At 62.4% G+C, this 15381-nt stretch carries 13 protein-coding genes, 1 tRNA gene and 1 rRNA gene; 8 read left to right on the forward strand and 7 right to left on the reverse strand.

Features of this window, described 5'->3' with window-relative positions:
• The first annotated feature begins 109 nt into the window (after nt 1-109).
• Both rrf and E7T06_RS03525 read left to right on the forward strand, forming a co-directional pair.
• A 5S ribosomal RNA gene (gene rrf, locus E7T06_RS03520) occupies nt 110-226 on the forward strand.
• 27 nt (nt 227-253) lie between these two features.
• Nucleotides 254-329 (forward strand) — tRNA-Gly (locus tag E7T06_RS03525).
• A 176-nt stretch (nt 330-505) separates the two neighbouring features.
• Here E7T06_RS03525 and E7T06_RS03530 read toward each other — a convergent pair.
• Together E7T06_RS03530 and E7T06_RS03535 are read right to left on the reverse strand one after the other, a co-directional pair.
• The gene (locus tag E7T06_RS03530) at nt 506-1321 is read right to left on the reverse strand and encodes a polyphosphate kinase 2 family protein (RefSeq protein ID WP_136364477.1); all 816 of its coding nucleotides are present in this window, start codon (nt 1319-1321) and stop codon (nt 506-508) included.
• A 111-nt stretch (nt 1322-1432) separates the two neighbouring features.
• The gene (locus E7T06_RS03535; protein WP_136364478.1) at nt 1433-2653 is read right to left on the reverse strand and encodes an MFS transporter; all 1221 of its coding nucleotides are present in this window, start codon (nt 2651-2653) and stop codon (nt 1433-1435) included.
• A gap of 94 nt (nt 2654-2747) precedes the next feature.
• Here E7T06_RS03535 and E7T06_RS03540 point away from each other — a divergent pair, with 94 nt between their 5' ends.
• The gene (locus E7T06_RS03540) at nt 2748-3938 is read left to right on the forward strand and encodes a LacI family DNA-binding transcriptional regulator (protein WP_136364479.1); all 1191 of its coding nucleotides are present in this window, start codon (nt 2748-2750) and stop codon (nt 3936-3938) included.
• Between the two features lie 143 nt (nt 3939-4081).
• On the opposite strand, the gene E7T06_RS03545 is transcribed toward E7T06_RS03540, so the two are convergent.
• Both E7T06_RS03545 and E7T06_RS03550 read right to left on the reverse strand, forming a co-directional pair.
• Nucleotides 4082-4906 carry an SDR family oxidoreductase gene (locus E7T06_RS03545; protein ID WP_136364480.1) on the reverse strand — a complete coding sequence of 275 codons (825 nt, stop codon included), beginning with the start codon at nt 4904-4906 and terminating at the stop codon, nt 4082-4084.
• A 222-nt stretch (nt 4907-5128) separates the two neighbouring features.
• On the reverse strand, nt 5129-5908 hold the full coding sequence (locus tag E7T06_RS03550) for an enoyl-CoA hydratase/isomerase family protein (protein WP_136364481.1): 780 nt from the start codon (nt 5906-5908) through the stop codon (nt 5129-5131).
• Between the two features lie 135 nt (nt 5909-6043).
• Here E7T06_RS03550 and E7T06_RS03555 point away from each other — a divergent pair, with 135 nt between their 5' ends.
• The gene (locus tag E7T06_RS03555) at nt 6044-6748 is read left to right on the forward strand and encodes a SprT family zinc-dependent metalloprotease (protein ID WP_136364482.1); all 705 of its coding nucleotides are present in this window, start codon (nt 6044-6046) and stop codon (nt 6746-6748) included.
• 106 nt (nt 6749-6854) lie between these two features.
• On the opposite strand, the gene E7T06_RS03560 is transcribed toward E7T06_RS03555, so the two are convergent.
• Nucleotides 6855-7067 carry a hypothetical protein gene (locus tag E7T06_RS03560; protein WP_136364483.1) on the reverse strand — a complete coding sequence of 71 codons (213 nt, stop codon included), beginning with the start codon at nt 7065-7067 and terminating at the stop codon, nt 6855-6857.
• 196 nt (nt 7068-7263) lie between these two features.
• On the opposite strand from E7T06_RS03560, the gene glpK reads away from it, so the two are divergent.
• Both glpK and E7T06_RS03570 read left to right on the forward strand, forming a co-directional pair.
• Nucleotides 7264-8799: a glycerol kinase GlpK gene (gene glpK / locus E7T06_RS03565; RefSeq protein ID WP_136364484.1), complete on the forward strand. Its 1536-nt coding sequence runs from the start codon at nt 7264-7266 to the stop codon at nt 8797-8799.
• A 5-nt stretch (nt 8800-8804) separates the two neighbouring features.
• On the forward strand, nt 8805-10388 hold the full coding sequence (locus tag E7T06_RS03570; RefSeq protein ID WP_136364485.1) for a glycerol-3-phosphate dehydrogenase/oxidase: 1584 nt from the start codon (nt 8805-8807) through the stop codon (nt 10386-10388).
• A gap of 230 nt (nt 10389-10618) precedes the next feature.
• On the opposite strand, the gene E7T06_RS03575 is transcribed toward E7T06_RS03570, so the two are convergent.
• Together E7T06_RS03575 and E7T06_RS03580 are read right to left on the reverse strand one after the other, a co-directional pair.
• Complete coding sequence (locus E7T06_RS03575) at nt 10619-11653, reverse strand: M42 family metallopeptidase (RefSeq protein WP_136364486.1); 1035 nt, start codon at nt 11651-11653, stop codon at nt 10619-10621.
• A 220-nt stretch (nt 11654-11873) separates the two neighbouring features.
• Nucleotides 11874-12659: an enoyl-ACP reductase gene (locus E7T06_RS03580; protein ID WP_136364487.1), complete on the reverse strand. Its 786-nt coding sequence runs from the start codon at nt 12657-12659 to the stop codon at nt 11874-11876.
• A 236-nt stretch (nt 12660-12895) separates the two neighbouring features.
• Here E7T06_RS03580 and E7T06_RS03585 point away from each other — a divergent pair, with 236 nt between their 5' ends.
• Nucleotides 12896-14287, forward strand: a complete 1392-nt coding sequence (locus tag E7T06_RS03585) for a D-alanyl-D-alanine carboxypeptidase (protein ID WP_136364488.1) — start codon at nt 12896-12898, stop codon at nt 14285-14287.
• Between the two features lie 109 nt (nt 14288-14396).
• A complete protein-coding gene (locus tag E7T06_RS03590) occupies nt 14397-15380 on the forward strand; it encodes an alpha/beta fold hydrolase (RefSeq protein ID WP_168733353.1) in 984 nt (327 codons plus the stop codon).
• The last annotated feature ends 1 nt before the right edge of the window (nt 15381 follow it).

Raw genomic sequence — 15381 nt, forward strand, 5'->3', positions numbered from 1 at the left:
TGCTCATCAGACGAGGTCTTGATCCTCCCCCGCCATTATCCCCTGATTGCCCCCCCGCTCTTCTCACCGTCTTGCACTGTCTATTTAGCAGTCCCCCAAACCAAGACACCCCCGTGCCCACAGCGCTGTGGACCCACCCCACTCCATGCCGAACTGGGTCGTGAAACGCAGCCGCGCCAATGATACTCGGATGGCAGCATCCCGGAAAAGTCGGTCAGCGCGGGGGTTTTTTTTATCGGTTTGACACACGGCCGCGGGAGTAGCTCAGCTGGTAGAGCACTACCTTGCCAAGGTAGATGTCGCGCGTTCGAATCGCGTCTCCCGCTCCAACACAACTTCGCAAGAAGTTTTTTTCAGTTTATAGCCCCGTCTTTTATAGACGGGGCTATTTCTTATTGTCTCACTACTAATTTGTGGAGATTTAGATTTTCTGATGTTGCCTCTCTTGTACATCTCTATTACTTACAGATGAGATGAGTGGTCAACAATAGTTGGAAAGCTGCACCTACTTCACTTCTATGTTCGGAATCTTCACCTGCTTGGGGTCAAATGTAGTGGCCGGATATTGAGGCTTCATCTCTTTAAGTTTGGCGAGCAATACCTGTGAAATGAGCAGGTCGCGGAACCATTTCCGGTCTGCGGGGATCACGTACCAAGGAGCGTCTTTGGTACTGGTCGTCAGCGCATCTTCATACGCTTTGGTGTATTCGGGCCACTTCACCCGTTCAGCCAAATCGCCCTCATTAAATTTCCAGTGCTTGGTCTCGTCGTCTAATCTGGCTTGCAAGCGTTCCTGCTGTTCCTCGGGGCTGATATGCAGATAGAACTTGATGATTTGCGTGCCGTTCTCGGTCAGCATGGCTTCAAAGTGACGGATTTGATCTAACCGTTGTTTCGCGGTCTTGGTATCAATCAGATCATGGACACGGGTCACCAGTACATCTTCGTAGTGGCTGCGGTTGAAGACGCCAATAGTGCCTCGGCGTGGAGCTTTGGCATGAATACGCCACAAAAAGTCGTGCCCCTGTTCTTCTTCACTGGGCACTTTGAAATTTGAAATTTGGACGCCGTTGGGATTAAACGAACCGAACACTTGTTTGACTGTGCCGTCTTTTCCGCCTGCGTCACGGGCCTGTAAGACTACCAAGAGGGCTTGTTTGCTCTCAGCGTACAAGCGCTCTTGCCACTGGGCCAACTCTGTTTCATATTCTGCCAGCAGGGCTTTCCCCTCTTCCTTTGTGTAGCCACCATCATCATCGGTGGCCCAGTCCTGAAGCGAAACGTTTTGGCCTGCTTTGACGCGGTAGCGGTCTGGATTCATGCCGGGGAGCCTAGCATTTTGCCGGACAGCTCACCTTGGGCGTCGTTTACGACTCACGGCGCGACTGCCTTCAGCTCTTATTCTGTACGAGCGACCTTTGGCTGGGCAACCTTACTTGGATGGGAGTGGTTTTTTCTGCACGAGGGCAAATGCCCGCCCCCCGAAGACCGCGATAACGACTGCTCCAGCGAGCGCTATACCTAGGGCGGCAGGCAAGCCGATGTGTTGCGCGACAAACCCGATAGCGGGTGGCCCCAGCAAAAACCCGGCATATCCGATGGTGGCGACCTGCGCGATGCCGTGCCCAGCGAGCGCGTGCCCAGCCGTGCCGTACATCACAGGAACGACGTTGCTGAGGCCCAAGCCAGACAGCGCAAAGCCCAGCGTAGCCAGCCAAGGATCACGAACCAATAGGGCGAGGGCTAAACCACCTGCCGTGAGGAGCGCCCCGCCGCGCACCGTGCGTTCATCGCCCAAACGGGTGCGGACACGGTCTCCGAACCAGCGCCCCAGCGTCATGGCAATCACGAAGGCCGTATAGCCCCAACTGGCACTGCCGCCTGCGAGACCCAAAGTGTCGCGGAAATACAGCGCCGCCCAGTCGTAGTTTGCGCCTTCCGAGAGCATGCCCAAAAAACAGAGCGTGCCCAGCAGCACAACGGCGGAACTGAAGCGGGGGCCGCTGTGGGTGTCACTTTTTTCAGGGGTTGAGCCTTGCTCGGACGGGCTGACCGGACTGGCTATAACTTGATCGGGGAGAAGCCGTCGACCTGCCCAGAATGCAGCCAAGCCAGCCGCCGCCACCACAATGAGGGCGTGCGTCAGCATGGGCACACGGCCCACCAACACTGTGCCCACTAAGGCTCCTGTCACGCTGCCGAGGCTGAAATAGGCATGAAACCGGCTCATGACCGGACGCGCTAACGCCCGCTCTACCGTGACGCCCTGCGCGTTCATGGCGACATCCATTGCGCCGTTTGCAGCTCCCATGATGGCCAAAGCCAAAGCCAGCACCATCAGATTCGGAGCTAAAAATGGCAACGCAAGTGCGAAGATAAATGCGAACATCGAAATCATGGTGACGCGGTGACTGCCGTAGCGGGAAGTCCAGCTTCCGGTGACGGGCATGGTAGACAGACTGCCTAATCCGATGGCGAGCAGGGCCAACCCCACCTGTGTTTCATTGAGTTGCAGAGCATCTCGGACGCTGGGAATATTCACCGCCCAAGTACCGAACACTGCGCCGTTGGTCAGAAATACCAACCCCAACGCTTGCCGGGCCATCTCAGAATGTTTGGGCAGGTAAGAGGCAAGGTGGGCGGCGTCAGTCATAGCGGAACCTCTACAGAGCAGCGGCAATGGGGGAGAAGGGGGGTGCGTCAATCTGAAACGATTCAGAGTACTCTGGTATACGGTAGCATTCCTTATGCCGTCCGCCAAGACCCCAGTGCCCGCCGTCCCATCTTCCGAGTCGGGGGCACAGCAGCCGACGGGTGCCGCAGAGGGAAAAAGGACGCCGCCCGCCCGCCGAACTACCCTGCGCGATGTGGCGCTGGCATTGGGGGTGTCGGTGGCGACGGTCAGCAACGCTTACAACCGCCCTGACCAACTCTCGCCCGATCTGCGAGAACGGGTGTTCGAGCAGGCGGCGGCGTTGGGCTACACCGGGCCTGATCCCTTGGCTCGCAGTTTGCGCCGGGGGCGTACCCAAGTCATCGGCGTGCTCTACGACGCGCCGCTGGCCTACGCGTTTGCCGATCCTGCCGCCAGCCTGTTTTTGGGCGGAGTGGCGCACGCCCTGCAAGATGTGGGTCTCAGTCTGCTGCTCCTATCGGGCCGAAGTGAAGCCGCGCCCGCTGGTGACGCCGCCCGGAGTGCCAGCGTAGACGGGTTTATCAGCTACGCCACCGCGCACGGCAGCCCACTGCTGGACGCCGCCCTCACGCGCAATCTGCCGACCGTGTTGGTAGATCATCCATTGCAGTCTGGTCAGGCGGGCGCAGCGCCCGTGCCGGAAACCGACTATCCCATCATCGGCATCAACGACACCGACGGCGCGAGACTGGCCGCCGAACACTTGCTGGCGCTGGGGCACACGTCTATAGGGGTGCTGGGCTTGCCGCTACGGGCCGATGGGCGTGCCGGGTTGGTGACGCCGGAGCGGGAACGCCGGGCCACCAATACCCATATTTTGGCCCGCTTGCAGGGCTACCGCGCCGCTGTACGGGGGAGTTCTTCTTCATCTTTGCCTACCTACGAGGTGGCCGACAATACGCCCGAGGGAGGACAAAACGCCGCGCACGCCCTGCTGACCGCGTCCCCTGACATCACCGCCTTACTGTGCATGAGCGACGTTCTCGCACAGGGCGCGTTGGCAGCGGCGGCAGCTTTGGGCCTCAGCGTGCCCGAAGACCTGAGTCTGATCGGATTCGACGACATTCCCAGCAGTGCCGCCCTGAACCTGACCACCGTAGGCCAGCCCACCGCCCAAAAAGGAGAGCAGGCCGGACGTGCGTTGCTGGCGTTACTTGCGGGCCAGACGCCGCCCAACGTGTTGCTGCCCACGACATTGGTGGTGCGGGGGAGTACTGGGTCTAAGGGTGGCTCGTCTGAATAAGTCGCGTTTAGAACGGCAATCGCTGCGCTCCCTCACCCTCAAGGGTGAGGGAGTCAAAAGCCCAGTCATCCGGTCTTTTCTAAGCAGTGAGAAACCTCAACGGAGCTTTATAAACAAGCTTTTGAACCCTTAGACGCCCTGCCTCACTGCGTCATCTGCAAAAACATCTGATATTGCGGCGCACCGCCCAGCATATTCTGGCCGCCGTCTACGGGCAAAATCACGCCTGTGACGTAGCTGGCCGCGTCCGATACCAAAAAGAGCGCGGCGTTGGCGATGTCTTGGGGCAAGCCGAAACGTCCCAGCGGTACAGTGCGCGTGAATTGGCTGCGGGTTTTTTCGTCGGGGGCAAGGCGGGCCATGCCTTCTGTGCCGTCAATCGGGCCGGGAATGATGGCGTTCACACGAATTCCGCGCAGGCCCCATTCCACCGCCAGTGTGCGGGTCAGGGCGTCCACGCCTGCTTTGGCGGCTACCACATGCGCCTGCATCGGCACAGGCACACCGTAAGCACTGATGCTCAGCACGTTGCCGCCCGGAGCCTTGATGTGCGGCGCGGCAGCCTTGATGGTGTTATACGTGCCCAGCAAATCGATGTCCACCACCGTCTTAAATCCGTTAGGGCTGATGCCGTCCACCGGGGCCGGGAAGTTGCCCGCCGCGCCCGCCAGCACGATGTCGAAATCGCCGTGAGCCGCCACAGCGAGGGCCACTGCCGCTTGCAGGGCGGCAAAATCACGCACATCGGCACTGACGCCAAGGGCTTGCCCGCCCACTTCCACGATGCCCGCCGCTGCCTTCTGCGCCTTTTCCAGATTGCGGCCCAAAATGGTGACCGCGCAGCCGTGAGCCGCGAAACTTTGGGCAATACCGAGGTTGATGCCGCTGCCGCCGCCCGTAATCAGGGCGTGTTTGCCGCGCAGCAGGTCAGGGCGAAAAGTGGTGGCGGGATCGGCAGTTTGGGTCATGTGGCGCTCCTTTTGGGTTGAACGTGGGTGAGATTCTGGGTGCTGTGTCTAACGGCTAGATTCGAAGGGTCTAAAGGTTAGAGATAGGTGTGGGGCTTGGGCTTTTAGCTCCCTCACCCTTGAGGGGGGAGGTTGGGACTCGCAGAGCTGCGCTAGCAGAGGGGGTGAATGAGCGTCAGCGATTGCCTTTCTTAGACCCTCAGCCCCTTGACCCTCAGCCCCTCACTTCACCGCCCCCGCCAACCCCTCCGCTGTCATATGTTCGGCGTTCCAGTCCACTGCCGCCGCCAAACTTTGGGCGTGAGGCAGGCCGTCATTCAGCGTGCGCTTGGTGCCTTCCAGCGCTTTGGGCGGGAGGGCGGCCAAGTGCGCGGCCAAAGCCTCGGCGCGGGCATACAGCGCGTCGGCATCGGCATGGAGTTCGGTCACGAGGCCCCAGCGTTCGGCGGTGGTGGCGTCTATGGGTTCGGCATTGAGGGCAAGGTGGGCGGCTCGGCCCCGGCCAATGATTCCCGGCAGGCGTTGCAGGCCGCCCAAATCGGCGGTAATGCCCAACCGCACTTCGGGCAGGCTGAATCGGGCCGACGCAGTGGCAATGCGAATATCGCAGGCGGCGGCCAATTCCAGCCCTGCGCCGATGCACCAGCCGTCTATGGCCGCAATGACCGGAATGGGCAGCGCGGCGAGGCCTTCTATGGCGGCGTGCATTTCGTCCACCACAGCCTTAAACGCGGCGTGCTTATTCGGCTGGTTCAGGGCGGCGGCAATGCTGGGCGCAGTGGCCTTCACATCCAGCCCTACACTGAAATGCCGTTCGCCACGCAAGATCAGCACGCGGGCCTCTCCCAACTGCCCCAACGCCTGCGCGGTTTCTAGCCAAGTGGCAGGGCCAAACGCGGCTTTGGGATGGGTAAAGGTCAGCGTCGCCACGCCCGCCGATTGGGACAGCTTAACGGCCCCTGTGCCGCCCTGTTGCCCGGTGTCGGGCGCTGAATTGCTCATGCCCTGAAGTGTAACCCGATTTGGTGAACTGGGTTCAAAATTCCAGTGAGCTATGGGCTATGGGCCGTGAACTGCGGTAGGCCGGACTGGTTCAGCACTCACCCGCTTTGCCCCGGCTTAGGGTTTGCTATAGCTATGGCGGCGGCAGGGTTGGGCAATTTGGAGGGCTGGAGCGTGGGCGGCGTGCCGGTGCGGGTGCAGCGCAGTGCGAGGCGGCGCACGCTGGGTCTGCAAGTTCGCCCCGGAGAGGTTATTTTGCACGCGCCCACGCAAGTGCCCGACAAAACGCTGCTGGAATTTCTGAATGCCAAACGTGACTGGGCCGCCGGACATCTCGCCACTTATGCCGCCCGCATTCCTGCCGTTTCTGCTCTGTCAGACGGCGCGAGTCTGAGTTTTCTGGGCGAGCCGCTGATCCTTCGCCTGAATAGCCCCGGCACACAGGCCGAGCGCGTCGGGCGGGCGCTTTGGATTCCCTCCGACACACCAGAAACGGCCCTGACCGAGTGGTACAAAGCCGCTGCCCTGCCGCGTTACCGCGAACTGGTTGAAATCTACGCCGATGGACTGGCCGCCCGCTCTCGCCTAAAGTCCGTGCAAGTCAGCGACACGCGCACCCGTTGGGGCAGTTGCACCGCTGACGGCCAAATTCGCCTGCACTGGGCCTTGGCCCGTGCTCCGCTGGACGTGGCCTGCTATGTGGCTCTGCACGAAGCCGCCCACCTGCTGGAACTGAACCATTCGCCGCGTTACTGGGCGCATGTGGCCCGCCTGATGCCCCAACACAAACTGCACCGCGAATGGCTCCGGGTGCAGGGGCATGGGCTGATGAAGTTCTAGGAACCGTAAGTGGTGAGTAGTCAGTGGGAAAAGCACGGCGCTGAAGATCAATCTTGCTCTTGACCTTCCCACTCGCCACTAACTACTTACCACTCACCGTCCCTCTCTACATCGCGGGCATCGGCATCGGATTTGGCCACGCCGGAGTATCCGGATTGTCTGTTGGCTGCGGCTCCGGGAAACCGGGCGTGTCTGGATTCACGGGCGGGTCGGTCATCGGGCCGAGGTCGTCGCCACCGGGCAGGCGGTCACGGCGGGGCAAAGGAATGTCGGTGGGTTCGGTGGCAGGGGCAGGTGGGCTGTCGTAGGGGCCAGTCATAGGTGTTGCCTCCTTCTTGAATGGCCTGAAGTGTGCACCGCGCCCGTGCTGTTCGGGCAAGAGGGGCGTGAAGAGGCCTTGATTTGCCGTCAGATTGCTGAACAGTGGCCGCCCAAATGTGAGCCTTGCTGCTAGGCTGCGGGCACTGTCCATCAAAACAACCAAACTATTCACCATCTGCCGGAGGACTACGCTTATGTCTAAATTTATCTTGGCTCTGGATCAGGGCACCACGTCTAGCCGCGCCATCGTGTTTGACCGGGCCGGGGCTGTGGTGGCCGCCGCGCAAAAGGAATTCACGCAGTTTTTCCCGCAGCCGGGGTGGGTGGAACACGACGCGCAGGAGATTTGGGGCACGCAGGTGGGCGTGGCGCAGGAAGCCTTGACACGGGCGGGATTGCGGGCGGCAGACGTGGCGGCCATCGGCATTACCAACCAGCGGGAAACGGTGGTGATCTGGGAGCGGGCGTCGGGGCGGCCCATTCACCGGGCCATCGTGTGGCAAGACCGCCGCACCGCGCCCCTGTGCGACGCTCTGCGGGCGGCGGGCCATGAGGCCACGTTTCAGGCGAAAACTGGGCTGGTGCTGGACGCCTATTTTTCCGGCACCAAAGTCGCGTGGCTGCTCGACCATGTGCCGGGGGCACGCCAGCAGGCCGAACGCGGGGAATTGGCGTTTGGCACGATGGATTCTTGGCTTGCCTACAACCTGACGGACGGCGAACTGCACATCACCGACGCCAGCAATGCCAGCCGCACACTGCTCTTCAACATTCATACTGGCGACTGGGACGATGAACTCCTGGCCCTGCTGAACATTCCCCGCGCCGTGCTGCCGCAGGTGCGGGCCAGTTCCGAGGTGTACGGCGAAACCGCTGAAGGGTTGCTGGGGGCGCGAGTACCGATTGCGGGCATTGCCGGAGATCAGCAGGCCGCCACCTTCGGGCAAGCGTGCCTAAAACGTGGCATGGCCAAAAATACGTATGGCACGGGCTGCTTCCTGCTGATGAACACCGCGCAGGAAGCCGTGACCAGCCAGCACCGCCTGCTGACGACTGTGGCTTGGCGCTTGGGCCAGCAGCTCACCTACGCCCTAGAAGGCAGCGTGTTTACGGCGGGGGCAACCGTGCAGTGGCTCCGCGACGGCCTCGGCATCATTCGGGAAAGTGGCGACGTGGAGGCATTGGCGGCCAGCGTAGAAAGCAGCGGCGGGGTGACGTTGGTTCCGGCCTTCGCAGGACTGGGCGCACCTTACTGGGATCCGCACGCACGCGGCACAATGCTGGGCCTGACGCGGGGAACCACAGCGGCCCACATTGCCCGCGCCGCCTTAGAGGGAATCACGATGCAGGTGGCGGAAGTGCTGGCGGCGATGGAGCAGGACATCAGTGGTGCTGGCAGTCCGGCCCTGACCGAACTGCGCGTAGACGGCGGCGGCAGCCGAAACGACTTGATGATGCAGCTTCAGGCCGACATCGTGGGTGTGCCTGTCGTCCGTCCCAAAATCACCGAAACGACGGCGCTGGGCGCAGCTTATCTGGCAGGCTTGGCGGTGGGCTACTGGCAGGACGCGGGCGAAATCGCGGCGCAGTGGCAAGAAGACCGAACGTTCGAGCCGCGCACCAGCGCCGATGAACGCGGGCAGCGCATGGAACGCTGGGGCCGGGCCGTGTCACGGGCGCGGGACTGGGCACAAGAGGACGTTTCTCTGACGGCGGAGGGCGCAGAATGAGAGACATGTCTTCGCCTGTTCGCCCTGTCTCTGCCGATCCCCGAATCGCCGTTCTGCAAGCTGCAACCACCCCCGCCCAGTGGGACATTCTGGTCATCGGCGGCGGCGCGTCGGGGCTGGGCACAGCCGTAGAAGCGGCCACTCGCGGCCACAGTGTGCTGCTGCTGGAAGCCCACGATTACGCCAAAGGCACCAGCAGCCGCAGCACCAAACTCGTTCACGGCGGCGTGCGCTATCTGGCACAGGGCAACGTATCGCTGGTGCGCGAGGCGCTGCGTGAACGTGGTCTGCTGCGCCAAAATGCCCCCCATCTGGTGCGTGATCTGGGTTTCGTGGTTCCGGCCTACGACTGGTGGGCTGGCCCATTTTACGGCATCGGCCTGAAGTTGTACGACGTGCTGGCGGGCAAATTGAATCTCGGCACCAGCAAAAACCTCACCCGTGAAGCGGCCCTGAAACGCACGCCCACCCTGCAACCCGAAGGTCTGATGGGCGGCATCTTGTACTTTGACGGCCAGTTCGATGATGCGCGGCTGGCGATTACGCTGCTGCGAACCCTAGAAAATCATGGCGGGGTAGCCCTCAACCATGCCCCCGTAACTGGTCTGATCAAAGAGGGGGACAAGGTAGTGGGGGCACGCTTCCGCGACTCTGAGACGGGGCAGGAGCATGAGGTGCGGGCCAAAGCAGTGGTGAATGCCACAGGCGTCTGGGTGGACGAAATCCGGCGCATGGACGCACCCGACGCACCCGACATGCTCTCGCCGAGTCAGGGCGTGCATGTCGTCGTAGACCGCAAATTCCTGCCCGGAGACAGCGCCATCATGATTCCGCGCACCGATGACGGACGGGTGCTGTTCGCTGTGCCTTGGCACGATCATGTGGTCATCGGCACCACCGATACCGCCGTGCCCAGCGCCAGTTTCGAGCCAAGGGCGTTGGCCGAAGAAGTGGAATTCATTCTGAACACAGCGGCCCGCTACCTCTCGCCCGCGCCCACCCGCGCCGATGTTCGCAGCGTATACGCGGGCCTGCGTCCACTCGTCAAGCCAGAAGGTGGGGCCGATACCAAGGCCATCAGCCGCGATCACATCATCCGGATTTCGGAAGGCGGCCTGATTACCCTCACGGGCGGCAAATGGACGACTTACCGCCGCATGGGAGAAGACACTGTGACCCGCGCCGAGGGATTGGCGGGCCTACCCGAACGCCTGACGCTGACGCCCAAGCTGAAACTGCATGGCTGGAGCGATGCTATCAGTACCGATGAGGGGGCCGATCACTGGAAGGTTTACGGCACCGACGCCGAACGCATTCAAGCCATGCCAGACGCCGGAACTCAGCTTCACCCCGACTTGCCCTATAGCGAGGCCGAACTGCGCTGGGGCATCCGCATGGAAGGCGCACGCACCGTGGAAGATTTGCTGTCTCGCCGCACCCGCGCCCTGCTGCTGAATGCCCGCGCCAGCATGGACGCCGCGCCCCGCACCGCCGCAATTTTGGCCGAGGAATTGGGCAAAGATGAGGCTTGGGCCGCTGCCGCCGTGCAGGAATACCGGGCTGTGGCGGCGGGGTATGTGCTGCAGTGAGGGGCGTTTTGGGTGGTTAGTCTAAGGGTCTAAGGAGGGCAATCGCGTTGCTCACTCCCCTCACCCCGCTGCTTTGCAGCGCCCCTCTCCCACAAGGGGCGAGGGCTGACAGCAAAGGTAAAAAGCATGGGTTTTTGCCCCTCACCCTTGAGGGGGGAGGCTGGGAGGGGGTGAATGAGCAACGCGATTACCCTCCTTAGACCTTTAGACCCTAGACCCTTAGACGCCCTTCAACCCCCACCCACATACGCCAACATCAGCGCCCCCGTCGCCTCCAGCGCGTCCGTGTGGGTGCGCTCGTAGGCGTGGCTGGCGTCTACGCCGGGGCCGATCAGGGCCACCGGATAGTCTCCACCTGCCCGCCAAGCTGCTGTGCCGTCGCTGGCGTAGTAGGGGTACATATCCACACGTAGCGCGATCCCCGCCCGCGCCGCCGCTGCCCTAATTCTGTTGCTCAACTCGTGGTCATACGGGCCGCCCGAATCGGCCACACACAGCGTCACATGGTGTTCACTGCTGGTTTGCCCGTCGCCTATGGCGGCCATGTCTACCGCAATCAGTTCGTCGGTGTGTGGCGGAATGCCAGTGGCAGCCCCGTGTCCCACTTCCTCGTAGGTGGTGACATGAAAGGCCACTGTGCGGGCGGGCGGCGTGTGCAGCAGCGTGCGCGTGACGCCCAAAAAAACCGCTACTGCTGCCTTGTTGTCCAGATGCCGCGCCTTGATATATCCGGCGGGCGTCAGGCGGGGCCGCGCATCGAAACTGACGAAATCGCCTACGCTCATACCCAGAGCGAACGTGTCGGCAGACGAAAACACGGCCTCGTCCAGCCGCACTTCCATCACACTCTGCTCCCGCTTAAGCTCGCGCAGGCCCGCGCCGTGTACATGCAAACTCTGGCGAATGTTGACCACCGTGCCCGTGACCACCCGCCCCGATTGGGTGTGTACCCGCACGTCTTCGCCCTCTACGGTGGCCCAGTCGTACCCGCCCAGCGCACTGAGCAGCAAGCGACCAGAGTTCTTGACGCCCCGAACCATCGCGCCCAGCGTGTCTACATGCCCACTGAAGGTGACGTGACCCGCCCCCGTTCCGGCCACTTCCCACGTCAGCGCCCCTTTGCGTGTGCGAACAAAAGGCACGCCCAGCGCCGACAATTCCGCTTCGATCAGGGCCACCGCCGCGCCCGTAAATCCGGTAGGGCTGGGGGTGTCCAGCAGGCGCAGCAAGATGTCGAGGGTATAGGGCAGGTCTAGAGCTGTCATGGTGCTTCTATGATGCCCCTAAACCCTGCACTGTCCTCCCCTCTAAGGGGGGGCGTTGCGTGAGCAACGGGGGGGTTTATCTTCCAACGTGGCGTGTAAACCCCCCAGTCTGCTTCGCAGCCAGCCCCCCTTAAGGGGAGCGCAACAGCTTTTGTCCCCATCTTTAAGGGAGGGCATTGCGTCAGCAATGGGGGGTTCACACGCCAACCCCGACGCCCTCTCAGTCCACTTTCATCGTCATGATGCTGGCCCCAGCGTCTACGTACACCGTTTGCCCAGTCATGCCGCTCCCCAAATCTGACAGAAGGAACAGGGCCAGTTTGCCCACTTCTTCGGGGGTGGCGTTGCGGCCCAGTGGCGCGGCGGCGGCGGCCTTTTCGTACATGGCCCCAAAGCCCGGAATAGAGCGGGCGGCGATGGTTCTCATCGGGCCTGCGCTGATGGTGTTCACGCGCACGCCCGCCGCGCCCATCTCCGAGGCGAGGTAGCGGGTAGCGGCCTCCAGCGCGGCTTTGGCGACGCCCATCACGTTGTATTTGGGCACCACCTGCTGAGATGCGTGGTAGGTCAGGCTGACGATGCTGCCGCCCGCATTCAGCAGCGGTTCGGCGTGGCGGGCCGCAGAAACGAGGGTGTAGGCGCTGACGCTGAGGGCCGTGTTCCAGTCTTCGGGCGTGGTGTCTACGAAGCGGCCCTCCATCGCGCTGCGGGGCGCAAAGCCGATGGAATGCACCAGCATGTCCAACGTGCCAAATTCCGCCTTCACGCGGGCAAACAGGGCCGTCAGGTCTTCTTCGCTGGTGGCGTCGGCCTGCTGCGTCCACACGCCTTCCTTGCCCGCCAGCAGCTTGTCCAGTTCTCCCTTCAGGCGCTCGCCCTGATAAGAAAACCCCACGCGGCACCCGGCGGCCAGCAGTTGCTCGGCAATGGCCCAGCCGAGGCTGCGGGCGTTGGCGACGCCCATCACGAGGGCGGTTTTGCTGGACAGATCGACGCTGATACTCATGGGAGCGACTGTAGCAGTGTGCGGGGGCAGGCTGCTGAAATGGGTACAGAGTTTAATTGGATGGATTTGATTGGATAGACTGAATTTGGATGGCGTTGGACATGCCGTGTGCAGGTCTAAGGGTCTAAGGACTGCGGCAGTTAAAGCAGAAGCTGTACGACAGCGGCGAACGCCGACTTTACGAATCACCCTCAGAACGACAACCCCGCCTAAGCCTCACACGCTATCCTCTGCGGGTGCGCCGCCTGCTGACCATTTGTACCCTTATCCTGATTTCTGGCAACTTGGCGGCCCTCTCGCCCACCACGCCCATTGCTGTGCATCTGGTGCGCGATCCCGGCCTCAGCGCAGGCGTGCGCGACGCGTTGCGGGACGTGCCAGACGGCGTGCAAGTCTCGATACTGGTACGCGAAGTGGGCGGCGGGGCGGTGCTGGAAGCCCAACAGCCCGACTTGTCTCTGATTCCGGCGAGCACTCAAAAACTGGTAACGGCGGCCTCGGTGCTAGTCGACCGGGGCGGCGCGGGCGGGTGGTGGAGTACCGAACTGACCGTGCCAGCCGCAGAAGTGGGGCAAAAGAATGTCTCGGCCTTGACCCTGCGTGGCGGTGCCGACCCGACCCTGAGTGTGGCGGGCGGCCCCAACAGCCTGCGGGCACTGGCAAAACAAGCCTTCGCGCGTGGCCTGCGCCGCGTAAAGGCTGTGCAGCTCGATGAATCCCCGATGCAGGCGGGCGGCTGGACTGACCTGATCGTGGGCGTGCCCATGACTGCGGTGCGCCTGAGCGAGTGGGACACCAACCCACCTCTATCGGCGCAGGAAGCGCGGGCCAGAGCGGGCGCGGCGCTGATAGCCGAACTGCGGCGGGCGGGCATCGCGGTGGATGCGGACGGGGTGGGCGTGGCCCCCAAGTTCACGCCGTATCTGGCCCCTGCCCGCGTGGACGAACAAGGTAAACCCCTGCCGCCCGACCCGCTGATTCCGGTCAAGCGCCGCCCAGAACACGGGATTGCCAGTGTGCGAAGTGGCTCGCCCGCGCCGTTGTTGGCTGCGGTTTTGCGACCCAGCGACAACCTCAAGGCCGAAGAACTGCTGGGCACACTGGCCGCCACACCATCAGGGCGCGGCACGTTGGCGGGGGCGTTGTTGCGTGAGCGGGCTGCGCTGCGGCGCATGGGCATAGACCTGACTGGCGTGGAGCTGGCCGATGGCAGCGGCCTGAGCCGAGACAATCGCCTCACCGCCCGCACTCAAGTTCAGTTACTGAGCGTGCTGTACGACTTGCCGTATGCCGCAGCCAAAGCATCTGCCACTCTGCCCGCCGCCGTGTACCGCGCCCGCCGCAACGTCTTTGCCGAAGCTCTGCCCCGAGCAGGCACCGGCGACAACAATCCCGCCCATACCGGACGCGGCGGCACGATGGCCCTGAGATTGCAGAATTCTGGGTTGGACGTGCGGGCCAAAACTGGAACGCTGCCCGGAGTAAGTGCGTTGGCGGGTTATGTCACGGCCAAAAGTGGCAAAACACTGGCCTTTGCCATCATGATGAACGGCCCCGAAACCACGCCGATTCTGACCCTGCGCGGCGTGCAAGACCGGATGGTGCGGGCCATCGCGGCGGCGCACTGAGCTGCACCCATCTCCTGAGATTCCTTTGAGGACAACCTCAAGGCTGACTTAGGCCGTCTTGGTGGCCTTGCGCCCCGTTTTTGCCGCGCTCTGCCACTAGGGTAGAGCCATGACGTTCAAGCAGCGCGGGTTCGGCGTGGCAATTTCAGCTCTCCTCCTGTGTTCTCCAGCGGGGGCGCAGTCGGCAGCGGCCCTCGCCAAGCTGGACGCGGCCCAAATGAGTATTCCGGCGGCGCGTGCCAAAGCGTTTCAGGGCAGTGCGCTGACTGTGCAGCAAAACCTGCGTGCGGGTGCAAACTACTCGCGGCAAGTCGTGAGCTACCAGTCGGACGGGCTACGGATCAATGCCCTCCTGACCGTGCCCAACGGTGCGCCGCCTAAGGGTGGCTGGCCTACCATCGTGTTCAATCATGGGTACATTCCGCCCAATGTGTACCGCACGACGGAGCGCTACGTGGCCTATCAAGACGCCTTTGCACGGGCCGGGTTTATCACCCTCAAAAGCGATTACCGGGGGCATGGCAGCAGTCAGGGCGAGGCGCTCGGCGGCTATTTCGCCCCCGATTACACCACCGACGTGATGAACGCCCTAGCAAGCCTCAAGGCCGATAAGCGTGTAAACCCGGCCCGAATCGGGATGTGGGGCCACTCGATGGGCGGCTTCCTGACGTTGCGGGCCATGGTGATAGACCGGCAAGTGAAAGCAGGTGTGATTTGGGCGGGCGTGGTGGGCGACTACAACCAAATTATCAACGAGTGGCGCAGCCCGGTTCCAGCATCTATTCCCAAGTCGGTGCTGGCGCTGAGGCAAAAAGCAGTTGCCAAATACGGCACGCCGCAAGCCAATCCCAAGTTCTGGAATACGCTGGCGGCCAATTCCTACCTCAGTGACCTCGGCGGCCCGATTCAGCTCCACATCGGCACGGCTGACAACGATGTGCCAGTGGCCTTCCATACTCGCCTGACCGCCCAACTGAAGGCCATCGGCAAGCCCGTGCAAAGCTACGTGTATCCCGGCGACAACCACGACCTGAGCCGAAATCTGATCACCGCCCTGAACAGAAGCGTGGCTTTCTTCAAGGCGAATCTGTAAG

It is taken from the genome of Deinococcus sp. Arct2-2 (genome assembly GCF_004801315.1).
Lineage (GTDB): Bacteria > Deinococcota > Deinococci > Deinococcales > Deinococcaceae > Deinococcus.

Coding starts and splice junctions, on each gene's coding strand:
- E7T06_RS03530 (WP_136364477.1), bottom strand. CDS start 1,321: ATGAATCCAGACCGCTACCGCGTCAAAGCAGGCCAAAACGTTTCGCTT.
- E7T06_RS03535 (WP_136364478.1), bottom strand. CDS start 2,653: ATGACTGACGCCGCCCACCTTGCCTCTTACCTGCCCAAACATTCTGAG.
- E7T06_RS03540 (WP_136364479.1), top strand. CDS start 2,748: ATGCCGTCCGCCAAGACCCCAGTGCCCGCCGTCCCATCTTCCGAGTCG.
- E7T06_RS03545 (WP_136364480.1), bottom strand. CDS start 4,906: ATGACCCAAACTGCCGATCCCGCCACCACTTTTCGCCCTGACCTGCTG.
- E7T06_RS03550 (WP_136364481.1), bottom strand. CDS start 5,908: ATGAGCAATTCAGCGCCCGACACCGGGCAACAGGGCGGCACAGGGGCC.
- E7T06_RS03555 (WP_136364482.1), top strand. CDS start 6,044: ATGGCGGCGGCAGGGTTGGGCAATTTGGAGGGCTGGAGCGTGGGCGGC.
- E7T06_RS03560 (WP_136364483.1), bottom strand. CDS start 7,067: ATGACTGGCCCCTACGACAGCCCACCTGCCCCTGCCACCGAACCCACC.
- glpK (WP_136364484.1), top strand. CDS start 7,264: ATGTCTAAATTTATCTTGGCTCTGGATCAGGGCACCACGTCTAGCCGC.
- E7T06_RS03570 (WP_136364485.1), top strand. CDS start 8,805: ATGTCTTCGCCTGTTCGCCCTGTCTCTGCCGATCCCCGAATCGCCGTT.
- E7T06_RS03575 (WP_136364486.1), bottom strand. CDS start 11,653: ATGACAGCTCTAGACCTGCCCTATACCCTCGACATCTTGCTGCGCCTG.
- E7T06_RS03580 (WP_136364487.1), bottom strand. CDS start 12,659: ATGAGTATCAGCGTCGATCTGTCCAGCAAAACCGCCCTCGTGATGGGC.
- E7T06_RS03590 (WP_168733353.1), top strand. CDS start 14,397: ATGACGTTCAAGCAGCGCGGGTTCGGCGTGGCAATTTCAGCTCTCCTC.